General features: G+C 63.9%; 19 protein-coding genes and 1 pseudogene. 7 read left to right on the top strand and 13 right to left on the bottom strand.

The genetic code is table 11. The annotated features are described in order from the left end of the window. Positions 1-235 (bottom strand): endonuclease/exonuclease/phosphatase family protein (locus tag BKY26_RS17135; protein ID WP_425434497.1); only part of this gene is annotated, 235 nt, incomplete at its 3' end. Between the two features lie 90 nt (positions 236-325). Between BKY26_RS17135 and BKY26_RS17130 the strand changes: the two genes are divergently transcribed. Further along, positions 326-973: a DUF2238 domain-containing protein gene (locus BKY26_RS17130; RefSeq protein ID WP_071691593.1), complete on the top strand. Its 648-nt coding sequence runs from the start codon at positions 326-328 to the stop codon at positions 971-973. Here the strand turns inward: BKY26_RS17130 and BKY26_RS17125 are convergent. From BKY26_RS17125 to pyrC, 10 genes are all read right to left on the bottom strand, one after another. Further along, the gene (locus BKY26_RS17125) at positions 970-2,397 is read right to left on the bottom strand and encodes a protein adenylyltransferase SelO (RefSeq protein ID WP_071691592.1); all 1,428 of its coding nucleotides are present in this window, start codon (positions 2,395-2,397) and stop codon (positions 970-972) included. The genes BKY26_RS17130 and BKY26_RS17125 overlap by 4 nt on opposite strands. Before the next feature lie 51 nt (positions 2,398-2,448). Beyond that, positions 2,449-3,387, bottom strand: a complete 939-nt coding sequence (locus tag BKY26_RS17120) for a nucleoside hydrolase (protein WP_071691591.1) — start codon at positions 3,385-3,387, stop codon at positions 2,449-2,451. A gap of 143 nt (positions 3,388-3,530) precedes the next feature. Then, complete coding sequence (locus BKY26_RS17115; protein WP_158514356.1) at positions 3,531-3,896, bottom strand: hypothetical protein; 366 nt, start codon at positions 3,894-3,896, stop codon at positions 3,531-3,533. A gap of 69 nt (positions 3,897-3,965) precedes the next feature. After that, positions 3,966-4,712 (bottom strand): ABC transporter ATP-binding protein, encoded by a 747-nt coding sequence (locus tag BKY26_RS17110; RefSeq protein ID WP_071691589.1) that lies wholly within the window; start codon positions 4,710-4,712, stop codon positions 3,966-3,968. Beyond that, entirely contained in the window at positions 4,709-5,491 is a 783-nt protein-coding gene (locus BKY26_RS17105; RefSeq protein ID WP_071691588.1) for an MlaE family ABC transporter permease, read from the bottom strand. Before BKY26_RS17105 ends, BKY26_RS17110 begins: the two co-directional genes overlap by 4 nt. Next, positions 5,488-6,531, bottom strand: a complete 1,044-nt coding sequence (alr, locus tag BKY26_RS17100; protein ID WP_071691587.1) for an alanine racemase — start codon at positions 6,529-6,531, stop codon at positions 5,488-5,490. The genes BKY26_RS17105 and alr overlap by 4 nt, the downstream gene beginning before the upstream one ends. A gap of 30 nt (positions 6,532-6,561) precedes the next feature. Then, positions 6,562-7,515, bottom strand: coding sequence for an isopenicillin N synthase family dioxygenase (locus BKY26_RS17095; RefSeq protein WP_071691586.1), 954 nt, complete (start codon positions 7,513-7,515; stop codon positions 6,562-6,564). Positions 7,516-7,525: 10 nt separating this feature from the next. Then, a complete protein-coding gene (locus tag BKY26_RS17090) occupies positions 7,526-9,022 on the bottom strand; it encodes a replicative DNA helicase (protein WP_071691585.1) in 1,497 nt (498 codons plus the stop codon). Positions 9,023-9,232: 210 nt separating this feature from the next. Then, a complete protein-coding gene (locus BKY26_RS17085; RefSeq protein WP_071691584.1) occupies positions 9,233-9,907 on the bottom strand; it encodes an orotate phosphoribosyltransferase in 675 nt (224 codons plus the stop codon). 64 nt (positions 9,908-9,971) lie between these two features. Beyond that, entirely contained in the window at positions 9,972-11,012 is a 1,041-nt protein-coding gene (gene pyrC / locus BKY26_RS17080; RefSeq protein ID WP_071691583.1) for a dihydroorotase, read from the bottom strand. 63 nt (positions 11,013-11,075) lie between these two features. Between pyrC and BKY26_RS17075 the strand changes: the two genes are divergently transcribed. From BKY26_RS17075 to BKY26_RS17065, 3 genes are all read left to right on the top strand, one after another. Beyond that, positions 11,076-11,606 carry a hypothetical protein gene (locus BKY26_RS17075; RefSeq protein ID WP_071691582.1) on the top strand — a complete coding sequence of 177 codons (531 nt, stop codon included), beginning with the start codon at positions 11,076-11,078 and terminating at the stop codon, positions 11,604-11,606. An 85-nt stretch (positions 11,607-11,691) separates the two neighbouring features. Next, positions 11,692-11,988 carry a hypothetical protein gene (locus tag BKY26_RS17070; protein WP_131541925.1) on the top strand — a complete coding sequence of 99 codons (297 nt, stop codon included), beginning with the start codon at positions 11,692-11,694 and terminating at the stop codon, positions 11,986-11,988. A gap of 240 nt (positions 11,989-12,228) precedes the next feature. After that, positions 12,229-12,924, top strand: a complete 696-nt coding sequence (locus BKY26_RS17065) for a hypothetical protein (RefSeq protein ID WP_071691580.1) — start codon at positions 12,229-12,231, stop codon at positions 12,922-12,924. Positions 12,925-12,981: 57 nt separating this feature from the next. Here the strand turns inward: BKY26_RS17065 and BKY26_RS17060 are convergent, their stop codons facing one another. Further along, entirely contained in the window at positions 12,982-13,917 is a 936-nt protein-coding gene (locus tag BKY26_RS17060) for a hypothetical protein (RefSeq protein WP_071691579.1), read from the bottom strand. A 301-nt stretch (positions 13,918-14,218) separates the two neighbouring features. Here BKY26_RS17060 and BKY26_RS17055 point away from each other — a divergent pair, with 301 nt between their 5' ends. Together BKY26_RS17055 and BKY26_RS17050 are read left to right on the top strand one after the other, a co-directional pair. Continuing rightward, complete coding sequence (locus tag BKY26_RS17055; RefSeq protein WP_071691594.1) at positions 14,219-15,115, top strand: AAA family ATPase; 897 nt, start codon at positions 14,219-14,221, stop codon at positions 15,113-15,115. A gap of 138 nt (positions 15,116-15,253) precedes the next feature. Further along, entirely contained in the window at positions 15,254-15,736 is a 483-nt protein-coding gene (locus BKY26_RS17050) for a hypothetical protein (RefSeq protein WP_071691578.1), read from the top strand. 50 nt (positions 15,737-15,786) lie between these two features. Here the strand turns inward: BKY26_RS17050 and BKY26_RS17045 are convergent, their stop codons facing one another. Next, the gene (locus BKY26_RS17045; RefSeq protein WP_071691577.1) at positions 15,787-16,620 is read right to left on the bottom strand and encodes a hypothetical protein; all 834 of its coding nucleotides are present in this window, start codon (positions 16,618-16,620) and stop codon (positions 15,787-15,789) included. Between the two features lie 262 nt (positions 16,621-16,882). Between BKY26_RS17045 and BKY26_RS17040 the strand changes: the two are divergent. After that, a pseudogene (locus BKY26_RS17040) lies at positions 16,883-17,183 on the top strand (VWA domain-containing protein); the annotation flags it as partial.

Below are 17,183 nucleotides of genomic sequence, written 5' to 3'. Positions count from 1 at the left end.
GGGCGGGAGACAAGCCCGCCTCTCGCTCGATCACCTCGCGGGGGAGTGAGGTGGGGCGCGGCGGCAGGCGCTTGTCGATTTCCTGCACCGCGATCACATCCGCCCCAAGCCCCGCCAACACCCGCGTCACCCGATGCGGATCGCGCCGCCGGTCGAGACCGACGCATTTATGCAGGTTGTAGCTGGCCACGCGGATCAGGCCGGGGTGTGTCTTGGGCGGATAGGGCATGTCCATAGTTTGCGCGGCTCAACGCCCTGCGCAAGCCCTGCCATTGCACCGGCGCGGCAAGCGTCTATCTTGTGAAGCAAGAGGGGAGTGCACCCGATGCAGGCGTTCAGGAACCAAAGCCGGCTGACCTACCTGATCTGGGGCGGGCTGGCGCTGGAAATCATCGCGGCGCTGATCACCGGGCGCTGGACGGCGGCCTTTGTCGCGTTCGGAACGCTTGGTCTGTCGATGACACCCCTTTTCCTGGCCTCGCGTCTGCACATCCACCTGCCGAAAAGCATTGTGGCCGTGGCGGTCGCCTTCGTCTTTGCGACGCTCTTTCTGGGCGAGGTCTTCGATTTCTACGAACGGCTCTGGTGGTGGGACATTGCATTGCACGGGCTATCCGCCGTGGGCTTCGGCATCGCCGGGTTTCTCTTCGTCTTCATCCTCTTCGAAGGCGACCGCTATGCCGCGCCGCCCTGGGCCATGGGGCTTCTGGCGGCCTCGATCGGGATCATGATCGGCGTCCTGTGGGAGATTTTCGAGTTCGCCATGGACCAGGCCTTCGGCCTCAACATGCAGAAATCGGGCCTGCCCGACACGATGGGCGACCTGATCGTGGATGTGATAGGCGCGAGCCTTGGCGGCACCATGGGCGGGCTTTACCTGCGCGGGCAGGCGCTCGGGTCCGTCTCGGCACTGGTTGACGAGTTCGTCGCGCTGAACAGCCGCTTCTTCAGCCGCTTCCGCCGCAAGCGCTAGGTGCCGCAGAACGTGGCCTGAACGACCTCTTCGGGGGCGGGGGCGGCCATCAGCTCGGCATGGTCGGGCTGATCGTCATAGGGCCGGGCGAGCACGGTCGTCAGCCGCTCGAACGGGGCGTAATCGCCGGAAACCGCGGCTGCAATGGCCTCTTCCACCCGGTGATTGCGCGGGATGAAGGCGGGATTCGCGGCCTGCATGCGCGCGACGCGACCCTCTGCCATGGTGCGGGCCTGCCAGCGGGGCAGCCATGCGTCGAATTGGGTGGGATCGGTGAATTCTGCGCGGGCCCCTTCCGGGGTGTCACCGGACAAAGTCCTGAAAACCCGCGTGAAATCGGCCTTACCCTTGGCCATGCGCATCAGCAGGTCATAGGTTAGCGCGACATCTTCCTCCTCTGTCTGCGCCAGCCCGAGCTTGGCGGCAAACTCCGCCTCCCAGGCCGCGCCGAAAAGGTCGGCGAACCCCTCGATCACCCGCGTCGCGACTTCAATCGCCTCCTTATGAGCCATACCCATGATCGGCAGCAAAGCGGTGGCGAATTGCGCAAGGTTCCAGACCGCAATCTCGGGCTGTTTGCGATAGGCGTAACGCCCCATCCGGTCGATGGAGGAAAACACCCTATCGGGGTGATAGGCATCCATGAAGGCGCAGGGGCCATAGTCGATGGTCTCGCCCGCGATGGACATATTGTCGGTATTCATCACCCCGTGGATGAAGCCCACGCCCATCCATTTCGCAATCAACCGCGCCTGCGCCGCGACCACAGCCGCCAGCAGATCGAGCGGCGTTTCCGCATCCGGGTAGTGGCGGGCGATCACGTGATCGGTCAGCACCTTCAAGGCGTCCTCATCGCCACGCGCGGCAAAGAACTGGAAGGTGCCGACGCGGATATGGGAACTGGCCACGCGGGTCAGAACGGCGCCGGGCAGCACCCGTTCGCGGTGGACCTCTTCGCCCGTTTCCACCGCCGCCAGCGCCCGCGTAGTGGGGATGCCGAGCGCATGCATCGCCTCGCTGACGATATACTCCCGCAGCACGGGACCGAGCCAGGCGCGCCCGTCGCCCCGCCGGGAAAACGGAGTGGGGCCTGAGCCTTTGAGCTGAATGTCGCGGCGAATGCCCTTACGGTCGATCACCTCGCCAAGCAGCACCGCCCGCCCGTCACCCAGTTGCGGCACCCATCCGCCGAACTGGTGACCTGCATAGGCCTGCGCCAATGGTGCGGCTCCCTCGGGCACCTGGTTCCCGGCCAGAATGGCGACCCCCTCAGGCGTGGTTAACGTTGACGGGTCGAGACCGAGGTCGCGGGCCAGATCCTCATTAACCTTAATGAGAGATGGGGACCGCACCGGCGTCGGGGCAAGCGCCGCGAAAAAGCGGTCGGGCAGGCGGGCATAGGAGTTGTCGAAGGCGATCTGCATGGGCTGTCCTCTCCCACCTCACTTAATCGTTCCGCGCGCCTTTGCCAGAGGTCACAGCCGGGCAATCCGTTCGGTCAGCAGGGCAAAGAACCCGTCGGCATCGAGATCGCCCATGAACATCGCATTCGGGGCGCGGTCTGTGACCCGCCACCAGTCCGCAACGGTCATGCCGCGGGTCAGCTCGGACTGGGTCTCGATCTCTACGTTGACGTAACGGCCCGTGAACAGATCGGGCCGGATCAGGTAGGCGATGACCGTGGGGTCATGCAGCGGCGCCCCGGCGGAGCCGTATTTTTCCTTGTCGAACCGTTCGAAGAAATCGGTCCATTCCGCGACCACGGTTCCCGGATGGGTGCCCAGGCTGCGGAAGGCCTCGTTCCGCGGCGCGGTGACCAGGGCCTTGTGGGTGACGTCCAGCGGCATCACCACGATGGGAACGCCGGATTTAAACACGATTTCAGCGGCTTCCGGGTCGACGTAGATGTTGAATTCCGCTGCTGGGGTGATGTTGCCGACCTCGAAATAGGCACCGCCCATGAGCACGATTTCCTGCACCTTTTCGGCGATGTCGGGGGCCTTTTGCAGGGCCGTGGCAATGTTCGTCAGCGGCCCGAGGGGACAGAGCGTGACGGTGCCAGAGGGTTCTACTCGCAGGGTCTCGATGATGAAATCCACCCCGTGCTGGTCCTGCAGCAGCATCGTGGGGTCCGGCAGATCGGGGCCATCGAGACCGGTCTTGCCGTGCACATGTTCTGCCGTCACCAATGCGTGCGCCAAGGGTCGGTCGCAGCCCGCGAAGACCTTGACGTCAGATCGCCCCGCGACCTCGCAGACCTTGCGGGCGTTCTTGGCGGTCAGAGCCAGCGGCACGTTGCCCGCAACGGCTGTGATGCCCAGAATTTCGATGTCCTCGGGGCTCGCCAGAGCCAGAAGGATGGCAACCGCGTCGTCCTGTCCGGGATCGGTGTCGATGATGATCTTGCGGGGCATGGCATCTCCTGTTCAGCGCATTGCGCCAGACTATCCACGGAGGCGCGCATTGCAACGCCTCCGGCGGGAGTATTTGGGCCAAGAAGAAGGGGGCAGGGCGCGCGTTAAGGTTAACGGGGGATGATAAGGGATTTGTTAACCCGTCAGAGCACGCCCAGTTGCCACAAGGTAAAGAGCGTCAGCGCCAGGGTGATGGCGCCACGCAGGGCCAGTTCGCGCCAGTTCGGGCTGTGGAGGTCAGAGAGCCCCTTGTGAAAGCCAAAGGAAAGGCCGCCCGCAATCAGCAGCGTAGCGAGGGGGACGTGGTCGAACAGCCCAAGTGTGCCCCCTGCCACAAGCAGGATCAGGCCGGCCACCGCCGGCGGCACAGCACGACGCGCGAGGTTCAGCGCCATCCCCTTGCGCCGCGCGGCCATACGTTCGCCGATCAGGCGGCGAAGCCAGCTGAGGCCGGTAATGACGGCATAGAAGCTGAGCAGGGTGGCAAGCGGCAGGAGAAGGGCAAACACGTCCATGGGCGGCATCCTTGTGGCTGGCCCTGACCTATGCCCGATCCGGTCCAGCCGCCAGAGGTCAGGTCAGCGCACCGCCTCGATCGGGCCATCGGGGGACCCGTTGATGAACTGGCTGAGGTAGGGGTCATCGGCGCTGTCCATCTCGGCCACGGGGCCTTCCCACCGGATCACGCCCCCGTGCAGCATGGCGACCCGGTCGGCAATGGCGCGCACGGAGGACATGTCGTGGGTGATGGTCATGGCGGTCGCGCCCATTTCCACCACAATCTCGCGGATCAGCTCGTTGATGACGCCCGCCATGATCGGGTCGAGCCCGGTCGTGGGTTCGTCGAAGAAGATCACCTGCGGTTCGGCGGCGATGGCGCGGGCCAGCCCGACGCGCTTTTGCATCCCGCCTGACAGCTCTGCCGGGAACTTGTCAGCCACATCCGGCGTTAGGCCCACGCGGCGGAGTTTTTCCACGGCGATTTCTCGGGCTTCGGTAGTGGGTCGTTTCAGGGACCCGCGCAGCAGGCGGAAGGCAACGTTCTGCCAGACCGGCATGGAATCAAAGAGCGCGCCGCCCTGGAAGAGCATCCCGAACTTGGCAAGGAAGGCGTCACGCTCGGCCTGTGCCACGTCCTCACCGTCCAGCAGGATCGTGCCGCTATCGGGTTTCACCAGCCCCAGAATGCATTTCAGCAGCACCGATTTGCCGGTGCCGGAGCCGCCGATAATGACCGTGGAGGTGCCGCTTTCCACCGTCAGATCAACGCCTTGCAAGACGCGATTGGGGCCGAAGGCTTTATGAAGGGCGCTGATGTCTATCATGATGTGAAGAACAGCCCTGTCAGCAGGTAGTTGGCGGCGAGGATCAGGATCGAGGCAGAAACCACCGCGTTCGTGGTCGCCTTGCCCACGCCCCGCGCGCCCCGACCCGAGTTCATCCCGTGATAGCAGCCCATCAGCGCCACGATGAAGCCGAAGACCGCGCCCTTGATCAGGCCCGAGACCACGTCCCAGGTTTCCAGGAAATCGGCGGTGTTGTGCAGGTAATTGGCCGGGTTGAAGCCAAGCCGTGTGGTGCCCACGAGGTAGCCGCCGAAAATGCCGATGGAATCGCCCACGGCGACCAGAATGGGCAGGGTCAGCGTGGCGGCCAGCACGCGCGGCACGGTGAGGTATTTCATCGGGTTGGTCGACAGAGTAACCAGCGCGTCGATCTGTTCGGTCACCTTCATCGTTCCGATCTCGGCGGCGATGGCGGCGGCGACGCGGCCCGCCACCATGAGGCCCCCCAGAACCGGGCCAAGTTCCCGCGCGATGCCGATAGCAACGATCGAGGGCACCACGGTTTCGGCGTTGAAGCGAGAGCCGCCCGCGTAGATCTGCAATGCAAGCGCGCCCCCGGTGAAGAGCGCGGTCAGGCCGACGACGGGCAGCGACAGCCAGCCGATCTGCAGGATCTGCACCAGCAGTTCGCGCGGATACCAGGGCGGGGTCAGCATATGGCGCATAAGCTGCGCGGCATAGATCGCAACCCGCCCGATAGAGGCCAGCAGCGCGAGGGTGGAGCGGCCAAGCGCCGCGAGGGGGGCGGTCAGGGTCACGCCGCGTCTCCGCTGTAGCGGCGCGCGTAGCGGGGGCCGAGCGAGGTCAGGATTTCATAGCCGATGGTCGCGGCCTCGTCGGCCAGCTGGTCCACGGTCTGATGCGGGCCGAGAATGTCGAGATGGTCGGGCACCACATCAAGGGCGGACACATCGACGGTCAGCAGGTCCATCGAGACGCGGCCCGCCAGCTTGCAGGGGGTGTCGCCCGCCCAAAGCAGGGCCTTGTCGCTCATGTATCGGATCAGCCCGTCCGCGTAGCCTGCGGAAAGAGTTGCGATTTTTGAGGGCGTGTCTGCCACCCAACCGGCCCCGTAGCCAACGGATTCCCCCGCCTCCACATTCCGAACCTGAATGACCGGCAGCGACAGGCGCACCACCGGGCGGGCATCGGCAAAGGGGAAGCCGCCGTAAAGGCCCACGCCGGGACGGCAAAGGTCGAAATGGTAACCGGGTCCGAGCAAAACGCCACCTGTGGCCGCAAGGCTGCGGGGCACGGAGACGCCTGCGGTCATCTCGGTGAAACTGGCCAATTGGGCCGCATTCTGCGGGTGATCGGGTTCATCGGCGCATGCGAGGTGGCTCATGACCAGCGTCAGCGGCCCGGTTTCCAGATCTGCACGCAGGGCGGCCCAGTCTGCGGGTTCCATGCCGAGCCGGTTCATGCCGCTGTCTAGCTGCACCCCATAGGCCGCGCCGGGCAGGGCCGACCTATGCCGCGCGGCCTGTTCGGCGCTGTTCAGCATCGGGATCAGTCCCGCGTTCCGGATCAGGGCTGTATCGCCCGCCATATGGCCCGAAAAGACGTTGATCTCCGGCCCGTCCCCAAGCGCCGCGCGTAGGCTGGCGCCTTCCTCGGCGGTGGCGACAAAGAACCGCCGCACACCGGCGCAGGCCAGCCGTCGCCCGACCTTGTCGGCGCGAAGCCCATAGCCGTCGGCCTTCACCACGGCGGCGGTTTCCACGTTGGTTTTCGCGTCCAGCGCGGCCCAGTTGGCGGCGAGGGCGTCAAGGTCGATATGAAGCATTCCGGTTCCCATGGCGCCTTGTTCCGCGCGGGGGCCGACGGGTCAAGCCCCCTTGGCGTCCTTGTGGGCGTCATAGCCCGCTTCCAGCTCGCTGCGCAGGAAATCGGCGAAGCGGAGCGGGGCAAATCGCGGCGTGCCGGTGCCGGGCAGGGGGGCGATGTTGGTATTCACATGCGGATCATAGAAGAATGGACAGGAATAGCGCTCGCGGCCCGAGCGGTTGATCACCCGGTGCGGCGTGGACAGAAGCAGCCCGTTCGACATCCGGTGCAGCATGTCGCCCACATTGACCACGAAGGCCCCCTTCATCGGGGGCGCGTCCACCCAGTGGCCCGCAGGCGTCATCACCTGCAACCCGCCCACATCGTCCTGCGCCAGCAGGGTCAGGCAGCCGAAATCCTTGTGCGGGGCGGATCCGTAAAGGTCTTCGGGCGCCTGCGGCGGCATCGGCGGGTAATGCAGCAGCCTGAGCCAGATCGTCGGCGTGTCGAAGGCGCGCAGGATCGTATCATCCTCCACCCTGATGGCTTGCAAGGCCAGCCGCATCAGCCGCGCGCCAAGGCCGCTCATCGCGCTTGCATAGGCCTCGCAGGTGGCGCGGAAGCCGGGCAGGTCGGGCCACTGGTTGGCGCCCGAGAGGTAGATGGCGGGATCATGCGCCGCATCCTCGCGCATCATCATGAAGCTGGCGGACTGGTTGGGCTTTGTGACCTCGGCCAGTTCGGTCGTCACATCCGTGGAGGTGTTGATCGCGATATAGCCCCGGTGGTTGCGGTTCACTGAAATGGCCTGCTTTTCAGCCATGGTCAGGGCGTGAAACCGGCGGGAGGCCTCGAAGATGCCGTCGCACAGCTTCTCGGGGATGCCGTGATTGACCACGTAGCCGAAGCCCGTTTCGCCATAGGCACGGGCGAAATCGTGGGCCAGATCGGCGGTGTCGCGCCCCTCGGTCAGGGGCGCGAGGTCCAGAACCGGGATATCGGTGAACTCGGTCATCGCCCGCGCCTCAGAAGCCCTGATCGCTGCCCTGCTGCCAGGGTTTCACGAGGTTGCCGAACTTGGTGAAGCGGCCATCGAAGCTGAGATCGACCGAGCCGACGGGGCCATGCCGCTGCTTGCCGATGATCACCTCGGCCTTGCCGTGGAGCTGTTCCATGTCCTGCTGCCATTGCGCCATGGCCTCCAGGTTCTCCTCGCCCGGTTTCTCGCGTTCCTTGTAGTATTCGCCCCGGTAGACGAACATAACCACGTCGGCATCCTGCTCGATCGAGCCGGATTCCCGCAGGTCGGACAGCTGCGGGCGCTTGTCTTCGCGGGCCTCCACCTGGCGGGACAGCTGCGAGAGCGCGATCACGGGGATATTCAGTTCCTTGGCAATGGCCTTCAGGCCTTGGGTGATCTCGGAGACCTCGTTCACCCGGTTGTCGGCTTTGCCCGAGCCGCGCAGAAGCTGAAGGTAATCCACGATGATCAGATCCAGCCCGAGGCGAGAGCGTTTGAGCCGCCGCGACCGGGCCGCGACCTGAGAGATCGGCAGCGCGGGCGTGTCGTCGATATAGAGCGGGCAGCTTTCCAGCTCCTGCGCGGCGCGCAGATAGCGCTGGAATTCCTGTTCATTAAGGTCACCCTTACGGATCAGTTCCGAAGGCACCTCGGCCGCCTCGGACAGAATCCGCTGCGCGAGCTGTGCCGCGGACATCTCGAGGCTGAAAAAGCCCACGACCCCGCCGGAAAGCGTGCCTTCCGTTCCATCGGGTTTGGGGCCGCGCTTGAACGCCTTGGCGACGTTGAAGGCGATGTTGGTGGCCAGCGACGTCTTGCCCATCGACGGACGCCCGGCGAGGATCAGCAGGTCGGAATGGTGCAGGCCGCCCAACATCTTGTCCATATCTGCCAGACCGGTGGACAGTCCCGCCAGCCCGCCGCCGCGATTATAGGCGGCATTGGCAATCTCGACCGCATCGGTCAGCGCGCGCAGGAAGCTCTGGAAGCCCTTGGAGGCGGTGCCGGAGGAGGCCAGTTGGAAGAGCTGCGCCTCGGCATCAACGATCTGATCGTCGGGCGAGCTGTCATCGCGGACTGTCGTGGCCTGGTCGGCGATGTTCTTCCCCAGTTTGATGAGCGAGCGGCGCAGGGCGAGGTCATGGATCAGTTGCGCATAGTCCCGGGCCGCCGTGGTGGCGATGGCGGAAAGCTGCAGGCGCAGCAGGTATTCCACCCCGCCAAGCGCCTTCAGGCCCTGATGATCGGCCATGAAATTCTTGAGCGTCGTGGCATCGGTCTGCATGCCGGACGTGATGCGTTTCGACGCAAGCTCGAAGATATCGGCATGGACGGGATCATAGAAATGATCGGGTTTCACCAGGTCTTCGATGCGATCCAGAACGTCGTTGGACGACAGAATCGCCCCCAGAAGCTGCTGCTCCGCCTCGACGTTCTGAGGAAGGTCAGCGGTTTCAGCAGCTTGCGGAAGATTTCCCGCCACATTGCTGATCTCGTTCATCGCTGATCCCCTGTTTTCTGGCTGCCCCTGAGGCCCGTGTCATAGCAAATCGGCCTGCGGGCGGGCAATCTGGATATCCTGTGGACAGGCTGTGGAGAAGCGCGCCCGCCACGTGAACTGCGCCTTCTAATGATGGGCTATCGCGTGGCACGGGCGCGGGGAAGGGCCTTGCAAGGCCCTTATTATAAGGCGTTTGCAAACGCCTTGGCGCTAGCCTCGCGCGGCGCGCCAGGCTTCGGGATCCTTGAGAAAGCGTTCAACCGAGTCGAGCGTCGCGTCATCGAAGTCACCCGCGCGGCGTGCCTCGGCCAGCACGTCCCACCAGGTACACAGGTAATGCAGCTCTACCCCATGGGCGCGCAGGGTCGGGATCGTCTCTTCAAAGATGCCGTAGTAGAAGATCACCGCCGTATGCCCGCATTCCGCCCCGGTGTTGCGGATCGCATCGACGAATTTCAGCTTCGACCCGCCATCGGTGGTCAGATCCTCGATCAGCACCACGCGCTGGCCTTCGCTCATATCGCCTTCGATCTGGGCGTTGCGCCCGTGGCCCTTGGGCTTTTTCCGAACATAGGTCATCGGCAGGGCCATGCGTTCGGCCACGAGGGCGGCAAACGGAATGCCCGCTGTCTCGCCACCGGCGACATTGTCAAACGCTTCCAGCCCGGCATTGCGCATCAGGGTGCAGGTCAGGAAATCCATCAGGGTGGAGCGGATGCGCGGATAGCTGATCAGCTTGCGGCAGTCGACATAGGTGGGGGCTTCCTTGCCGTTCGAATGCACGAAGGGCGTATCCGCGTTGAAATGCACCGCCTTGATGTCGAGCAGCATGCGCGCGGTCAGTTGGGCGATGGTGGCCTGATCGGGGTATGAGCTGGGGATCATCTGTCACCTCTCGTGGTGGGCCGGGGATGCCTCCGGCGGGAGTATTTGGTCCAAGAAGAAGGGGTTACGTCACGCGCCAGAAGAGCGGATGGCCCGGGTCGAAGACGGTCACAGGGCCGTCGCCGGTGTCGATCTTGGCGGGGTAGGCGACGGGATCGGGCTCTTTCACCAGCGTGATCGTCTCTTCGTTTGGCGGCAGACCGTAGCGGACGGGGCCGAACATGGAGGCGAATCCCTCCAGCTTGTCGAGCGCGCCTTCCTCTTCGAAGACATGGGCGAGGCAGGCCATGGTGTTGGTGGCGGTGAAACAGCCCGCGCAGCCGCAGGCGCTTTCCTTGTTTGCATCATTGTGGGGCGCGCTGTCGGTGCCGAGGAAAAAGCGCGGATTGCCAGAGGTCGCCGCCTTGCGGAGCGCCTCCATATGCTCGCGCCGCTTGGCCACTGGCAGGCAGTAGTAATGCGGCTTGATCCCGCCCACGAGGATGTGGTTGCGGTTGATCATCAGGTGATGCGCGGTGATCGTTCCGGCGATGTCACCCTCGGCCCCCGCCACATAGTCGATCCCGTGGGACGTGGTGATATGTTCCAGCGTCACTTTCAGGCCCGGCGTGCGTTCCCTGAGCGGGTGCAGAACGGTTTCGAGGAACACCTGTTCGCGGTCGAAGATATCGACCTCATGGGTCGTCACCTCGCCATGGATGCAGAGAGGCAGGCCGATCTCGGCCATCTTTTCCAGCACCGGGCGGACCTTGTCGAAATCGGTGACCCCGGAGGCGGAGTTCGTGGTCGCGCCCGCCGGGTAGAGCTTGACCGCCGTCACCAGCCCGCTGGCATGGGCGGCGGTGACATCCGCCGGGTCGGTCTCTTCCGTCAGGTAGAGCGTCATCAGCGGCTGGAACGACATGCCCTCGGGCAGGGCGGCCAGGATCCGGTCACGATAGGCGGCGGCCTGTGCGCCGGTTACAACCGGCGGCACGAGGTTCGGCATGATGATCGCGCGGGCGAAATGGCGCGCGGTTTCGGGCAGGACACCGGCCAGCATCGCGCCATCGCGCAGGTGCAGGTGCCAGTCATCGGGGCGGCGGATCGTCAGGCTTTGGGTCATGGCGCTTGCGCTACACCGGATTGCTGGTCCATGCAAAGGGGAAAGCGCCGCAGGAGGCTTGAAGTGCAGAGGCTCAGCTATCGCCCCGGACTGATCCGAGCGCCTGTCTCGCTGGAAATCGGAGAGACGGGGATGCGCCATGCCGGAGGGGCGTTTCATAACTGGACGGATCTGACTGGCGTTCACTTCGCGTCCTGGCGCAGCGGGCGCGTTCAGGGGGCCAAGCTGCTTCTGACCTTTCAAAGCGGGCAGGAGGTGATCGCCGCAGGCTTCGCCCCCGGTGACCGGGCCATCCCCGAATTGATCAAGACCGTGCTGACAGCTGTCGCCGCGGCGCGGCCCGGAATGAGCGTGCAGGTCAGTGCGGGAAAGGGCGTAGCATGGGCGATGTTCGCCATTGGCGTTGTCAGCGCGTTGCTTGGCCTTGGCATCCTTGGGGCGGCGCTGGCGTCGGGCGTTTTGGCCGGGCGGCTTATGGGGGCGCTTCTGCCGATCCTTTTACTTGGCCTCGTGGGGTATTTTCTGATCGTGGCTTACAGGCCCTGGCGAGAGGCGCCGCCGGTGCCGGTTGAGCAGCTGATTGCCGATCTGTGATCCCTTGCGACATGCCGCAGTGCACCATAACTGAGGCTCGGGCTATGCTGCCCCAGCACAGTGATTTCTCTGGATGGACCCTGCCATGTTGCTTTCCTTTCTCCTCGGTCTTCTGGCCGGATATGCCGAACCCCATGCCGAGCCGTATGTGAAGAAAGCGGTCGAGGATGTGTTCGACCTGTCCATTCCGGTGGAGAAATCCGAGTTCGACATGCTGACCTTGCTGCTTTTGCTGGCGGCGGCGGCGCTTATCGCGGCGCTTCTGGCGACCGCAGTGCTGGGGTCGCTGCTGATCGGGGCCTTTCTGGGGCTGTTCGGCAAGCGGCTTTACGTGGCCGCAACCGAAGTTCATATCCGCCCGGGGCCGCGCGACGACGCCTGACAGACGGGCAGGATCTTTGAACCATTTGGTGCCGACTGTCGTCTAAAACATGGGCAGGTGGCGCGGTTTCGTTCCACAGTGACTGCCTTTTGTTTCACAACAGGGGCTGGCCAAGACGGATATTGCAGTCAAATATGGATCAAGGGCTGGCCCGCTCGGGTCCGTCTCAATTCCACGATCCCCGGCCAAACGGGGGCGATTCAAATCTTCGCACCAGCAGACATTTCGGAGGTCCACGTCATGATCCAAAAAACCCTTTTCACGCTTGCCATTCTGAGTGCCGGGACGGCAGCGCTGGCAGAATGCCCGCAGAACATGGCCGATACCGGCGACGGTGTTTACGTCAGCTTCAACGATTTCTACGTGCGTTACGACCGGCAGGCCGATGGCTCGGTGATCGAGCAGGAGGTTTATCTTGAAGATGGCGGTGGCTTCCGTGTGCACAGTATTTCCGGCGCTTTCGTGCTGCAAAGCTGGGACACGCGCCATGGGGCGCTGATCGGCAATACGTCCGAAGTCACGACTTATGCGGTCGGGGTGGAAAACCTGCCGACGCTGTTTCCCGGCCAGACATGGCAGGGCAGCACCGTGCGCCGCCATGACGATGGCACCACCAATGTCGAAACCGTTGACGTGCTGATGGAGCCGGAGACCGGGATGTCGCTTGGCGCCTGCAGCTACGCGTCCTGGCCGATCCGGGTCACGACCACCGGCGAGGATGGCGGCGCCTATGTGGACCGATTGACCTACCTGCCGACCCTCGGGTTCGCGATATACCATGGTGGATCGGATGCCGGGGACAGCTTCGTTCCCGACATGCCGGTTGCGATCTCGACCGAACCGCCGATGGTCAATGGCGATGGCGTGATGGTCGGCGCGGCTGCGGGCAACCCGACCCCTGCTCCTGCACCGGAAGCGCCGCAACCGTCCAAGTAGAGCCGACCGATTGGATGCCAGCGCGCCCGCCCAGTGAGGTGGGCGCGGCTGTGTCGATCAGGCTGTGGCCGCCCGGTCCGCCTCGATCGTCATCATATGGCGTGCGAAATGTGCATCGCCCGTTGCCTTTAGACCGTGCCGCGCCACGGTATAGGGCAGTTTCGTGCCGCCGCGTTCCGCCGCCCGGTCCAGCAGCCGTTTAAGGTAGTCGGGATTTGTCTTGCGCAGCGCCCGCGTGATCTGTGAGAAGCGCAGCGGCGACATGCGGCCATTGCCGGTGGCCTTCAGCAGGCGGTCGAGGGTCGAATTCGGCTCCAGCAGCTTCAGCAGGTTGGGCCCTGCGCCGCGCCACCGGATGCGGGTGACGGATTTGCCCCGAAACTGCGCCGCGTGGGCGGCGTCCAGCAGTTCCAGCGGGTCGTAGAGGACAAAGGCCTGTTCCGCCGCGTCCAGCATGGCGGGGGCATAGCCGTAGCGGCTGGTGAAATCCTTGCGCCACGCCTTGCGAAACCGCAGCTCGAAGGGGGCGGCATCCCGGTTCAGGCTGGCGGCAGGCGACAGGGCCAGAACCCGTGCCCCGGGCGCGGCCACGGAATAGGCGCAGGCCGCATGGCCGCACATTGGCCCCGCGCCCAGGAAGATCACCTGGTCGAAACTGTCGAAAAAATCCTCGTCGATCAGCCGGTCGAAAAAGCGGTAAAGCCCCTCGTCGCGAAACCAGGTATCGCCCTCCGCCATGAGGCTGAGAAAGGACCATTCGCGTTTGCTGACCGCGTCGAACCCCACCGGCAGGGCATCGCGCCCCTGGCTCATGATGCGGCCGACCTCGTCGAAGGTGACCAGCAGCGTGTCGCCTTCCTGCACGTATAGCGCCCGGTGATGGGCGCCGATCCGGTCGAAAAAACCGTGCATGTTTCCGATCTGGTCCATTCGGGCCAGCCAATCGGCGCGTGTCGGTCGTTCACCTTGCATGGGCATCTGCATGTCGTTCATGGAGGTCTCTCTACATCGGCACTTGTTAACTTAATGCAAATCTGACCGGAGAGTAAGGCACCGCCATGGGCTCGGCGGGAAATTACCGTGGGATTTCTGACGGGATTCTGGCGGCACGTTCCGCATCCCGGCAACAATGCCTGTGCGATGACTTGAATTGATCGCCGAGCGCGCAAGGTTAAGGATCGGTTCACCTGTGGGGCGACGATCTGACCGGCAGGAGGCAGGCAGGGATTCGAGCGTCACGTCTTGACCCGGACCCCAAGGCCGGGGCTTGATGGGCACCAAAGAGGGAGAGGTCATGCAGTCCATCGACGAGGTCCAGAGCACGCTTGCCGAACAGAACTATGTTTGCGGACGGGCGCTGGCCACCGTTTTGTTCCTCTCGCTCCGCCTTGGCCGCCCGCTGTTTCTGGAAGGCGAGGCCGGCACCGGCAAGACCGAGATCGCCAAGGCCATCGCCGCGGCGCTTGGACGGCGGCTGATCCGGCTGCAATGCTACGAGGGGCTCGATGCCGCCAGTGCCGTCTATGAATGGAACTTCGCCGAACAGATGATCGCCATCCGCGCCGCAGAGGCCGCGGGCGGGGCGGATCGGGATGTGCTGAAAGGGGAACTCTTTACCGAGGAATTCCTGATCGAACGCCCGCTGCTGCAAGCCATGCGCCCGCAACCCGGTGGCGCGCCCGTGCTACTGATCGACGAGATCGACCGGACAGACGAACCTTTCGAGGCCTTCCTGCTGGAGGCCCTGTCGGATTTCCAGGTCACGATCCCGGAACTGGGCACCATCAAGGCCCCGGAACCCCCGATTGTCATCCTGACCTCGAACCGCACGCGAGAGGTTCATGACGCGCTGAAACGCCGGTGCCTGTATCACTGGGTCGACTATCCGAGTTTCGACCGGGAGATGGAGATCCTGCAGGCCCGCGCCCCCGAGGCTGCCGCGCAGCTCAGCCGCGAGGTGGTCGCGTTCGTGCAGCGCCTGCGCACCGAGGATCTGTTCAAACGCCCCGGCGTGGCGGAAACCATCGACTGGGCCAAATGCCTGCTCGCGCTCGACGTGCTGGAACTGTCCCCCGATGTCATCGCCGACACAATCGGGGCGATTCTGAAATATCAGGACGACATCCAAAAGTTGCAGGGGTCCGAGGCCAAGCGGCTGCTGGACGAGGTGCGGGCCGAGGCAGTCGGGTAGTTGTCTTGCGCGAATTATGTGCGCTACGCCTCAAACCATAGGACTCGCAGGCTTTTCTCTGCTAATCTGCTCCCAGCAGGGACGCCGGGGGACGGCCCGGCAGTTTCCTGAAACGTTCAGACACAGGGAGCATTTGCCATGATAAGACGTTTCTTCGCGCTTGCGACTTTGATCGCGGGCCTTCTGGGCGCCAGCCAGACATTGGCCTGCCCGAACTGGAACAATCCCACCGTTTTCGGCCAGGCGACGTTGAACGCCGGCTTTCTGCCGGATCCCTATGTGCGCAACATCACGGCAGGCGGGCGGGTGAATCTGGCCAATTGCTACCCCTATCTCGGGCCGGGCTGGGTCGTCTCGCGGCCTGACTTCCGGCTGCATTACTACGGCCAGTCCCCGACCGGACGCATGACCATCGCCTTGCAGGCCCGGTCCAATGTCGATCCGATCCTCGTGGTCAATGCGCCGGATGGCTCCTGGCATTACAATGACGATTATCGCGGCTATGACCCTGCCATCGTCTTCTTTAACCCGATGTCGGGCCAGTACGATATCTGGGCGGGCAGCTATCACCGCAGTTCCAATAACCCGGCGGTGCTGATCGTGACGGAATACAATTACTGAGACATGAAAGGCTCCGGGCCGATCATCGGCCCGGAGCCGTCAGTCTATTCCTAGCACTGGCTCATCGGCCAGCCAGAGGGAAGGATGCAGATCGCTCGATCATTCTGGATGTCGTCGTTGCGACCGTAGATCATGGCCATGCCCGGCGCGGGGGGCGAATACATGATCAGGCTGGCATCGGTCCTGAAACTGAGAGACCCCATCGAGGACGCCGCCGCGAGATAGCGCTGGTCCGGCATCACGCTGATGCCAAAGGTCTGGATGTTCTGGATCTGACCACCTCTCACGATACCCGTAAACACGGTGTAGGCGCCGGGCTGATAGTACATGCCCCCGCTGGGAGAAAGCGGAGTGGTGTTGGCAGGTTGCGCTGCGAATTGGCCCATCTGGCGCGTGAATGTCCGCCATGGGTAGTAGGTGGTGATTGCGCCACCGCCTCCACCGCCCCCGGCTGTCGCGCCGCCACCCGTGCTGCCGCCACCGTGACCGGAATAGCCCGATCCGCTGCCGAAGTTGGAATTGGGATTGGAACAATCCGCGGTATCCGTGCCCCAGGCGCAATAGCCAAGCCCGTTCGGCTCGTCGCAATCGCCATCATTGGTGTAGGGGCAGGGGTTCATCAGACCGCCGCCGCCAGATGACCCTCCCCCGGCCGATGAGCTGCCATAGCCGCTGCCGCTGCCAAAGTTGGAATTGGGGTTCGAACAGTCGGCGGTATCCGTTCCCCAGGCGCAGTAGCCCAGGCCATTCGGCTCGTCGCAATCGCCGTCATTGGTATAGGGGCAAGGGTTGTAGAGCTGCGCAAGTGCAGGGGCAGGGGACTGGGAAAGACCAGCCAGCGCGCCGAACACGAAAACGGTCGCAATCCTAAGTGTTTGTTGCATCGAACATGTCTCCTTGAAGCGTCTCATGGCACGTCAGACGACGCGTCCGAATTGTTGCAATAGATGGCATCTACAACTATGACGTGGATCAATATTAGCGCTAACCTGTGGCTTGTTCTGTGGTTGCTGACGTAACGGAAGCCAAGCCGGACACGCCACGCAGAGACAGGTGGCGTTCGGCAATCAAGCCGCGCGGGGAGCACCCACTACCTCCGCCTGTCCGGGGCTTGACGTCTCTGCGCAGAGCGCGTCTTCTCATGCCATGGCCGAACAGATCCCGCTGGAGCTTCCGGATAACCCGCAGCTCGCCGCCAATATCACCCATTTCGCCCGCGCGCTTCGGGCCGGGGGGCTCAAGGCCGGGCCGGGCCGGGTGCTGGACGCGGTGCGCGCGGTCGAAGCAGCGGGGTTCTCGGAGCGGGCCGATTTCTATCACGTTCTACAGGCCTGTTTCGTCAGCCGCCCCGAGGAGCGGGCAACCTTCGATCAGATCTTCCGGCTCTACTGGCGCGATCCGCGTTATATCGAGCATATGATGGCGATGATGCTGCCCGCGATCCGGG

Source organism: Nioella sediminis (assembly GCF_001879695.1).
Taxonomy (GTDB): Bacteria; Pseudomonadota; Alphaproteobacteria; order Rhodobacterales; family Rhodobacteraceae; genus Nioella; species Nioella sediminis.
Note: the sequence above shows the minus strand (reverse complement) of the source record. Positions and strands in the feature narration are given on the sequence as shown.

Coding starts and splice junctions, on each gene's coding strand:
- BKY26_RS17130 (WP_071691593.1), top strand. CDS start 326: ATGCAGGCGTTCAGGAACCAAAGCCGGCTGACCTACCTGATCTGGGGC.
- BKY26_RS17125 (WP_071691592.1), bottom strand. CDS start 2,397: ATGCAGATCGCCTTCGACAACTCCTATGCCCGCCTGCCCGACCGCTTT.
- BKY26_RS17120 (WP_071691591.1), bottom strand. CDS start 3,387: ATGCCCCGCAAGATCATCATCGACACCGATCCCGGACAGGACGACGCG.
- BKY26_RS17110 (WP_071691589.1), bottom strand. CDS start 4,712: ATGATAGACATCAGCGCCCTTCATAAAGCCTTCGGCCCCAATCGCGTC.
- alr (WP_071691587.1), bottom strand. CDS start 6,531: ATGGGAACCGGAATGCTTCATATCGACCTTGACGCCCTCGCCGCCAAC.
- BKY26_RS17095 (WP_071691586.1), bottom strand. CDS start 7,515: ATGACCGAGTTCACCGATATCCCGGTTCTGGACCTCGCGCCCCTGACC.
- BKY26_RS17090 (WP_071691585.1), bottom strand. CDS start 9,022: ATGAACGAGATCAGCAATGTGGCGGGAAATCTTCCGCAAGCTGCTGAA.
- BKY26_RS17085 (WP_071691584.1), bottom strand. CDS start 9,907: ATGATCCCCAGCTCATACCCCGATCAGGCCACCATCGCCCAACTGACC.
- pyrC (WP_071691583.1), bottom strand. CDS start 11,012: ATGACCCAAAGCCTGACGATCCGCCGCCCCGATGACTGGCACCTGCAC.
- BKY26_RS17070 (WP_131541925.1), top strand. CDS start 11,692: ATGTTGCTTTCCTTTCTCCTCGGTCTTCTGGCCGGATATGCCGAACCC.
- BKY26_RS17065 (WP_071691580.1), top strand. CDS start 12,229: ATGATCCAAAAAACCCTTTTCACGCTTGCCATTCTGAGTGCCGGGACG.
- BKY26_RS17060 (WP_071691579.1), bottom strand. CDS start 13,917: ATGAACGACATGCAGATGCCCATGCAAGGTGAACGACCGACACGCGCC.
- BKY26_RS17055 (WP_071691594.1), top strand. CDS start 14,219: ATGCAGTCCATCGACGAGGTCCAGAGCACGCTTGCCGAACAGAACTAT.
- BKY26_RS17050 (WP_071691578.1), top strand. CDS start 15,254: ATGATAAGACGTTTCTTCGCGCTTGCGACTTTGATCGCGGGCCTTCTG.
- BKY26_RS17045 (WP_071691577.1), bottom strand. CDS start 16,620: ATGCAACAAACACTTAGGATTGCGACCGTTTTCGTGTTCGGCGCGCTG.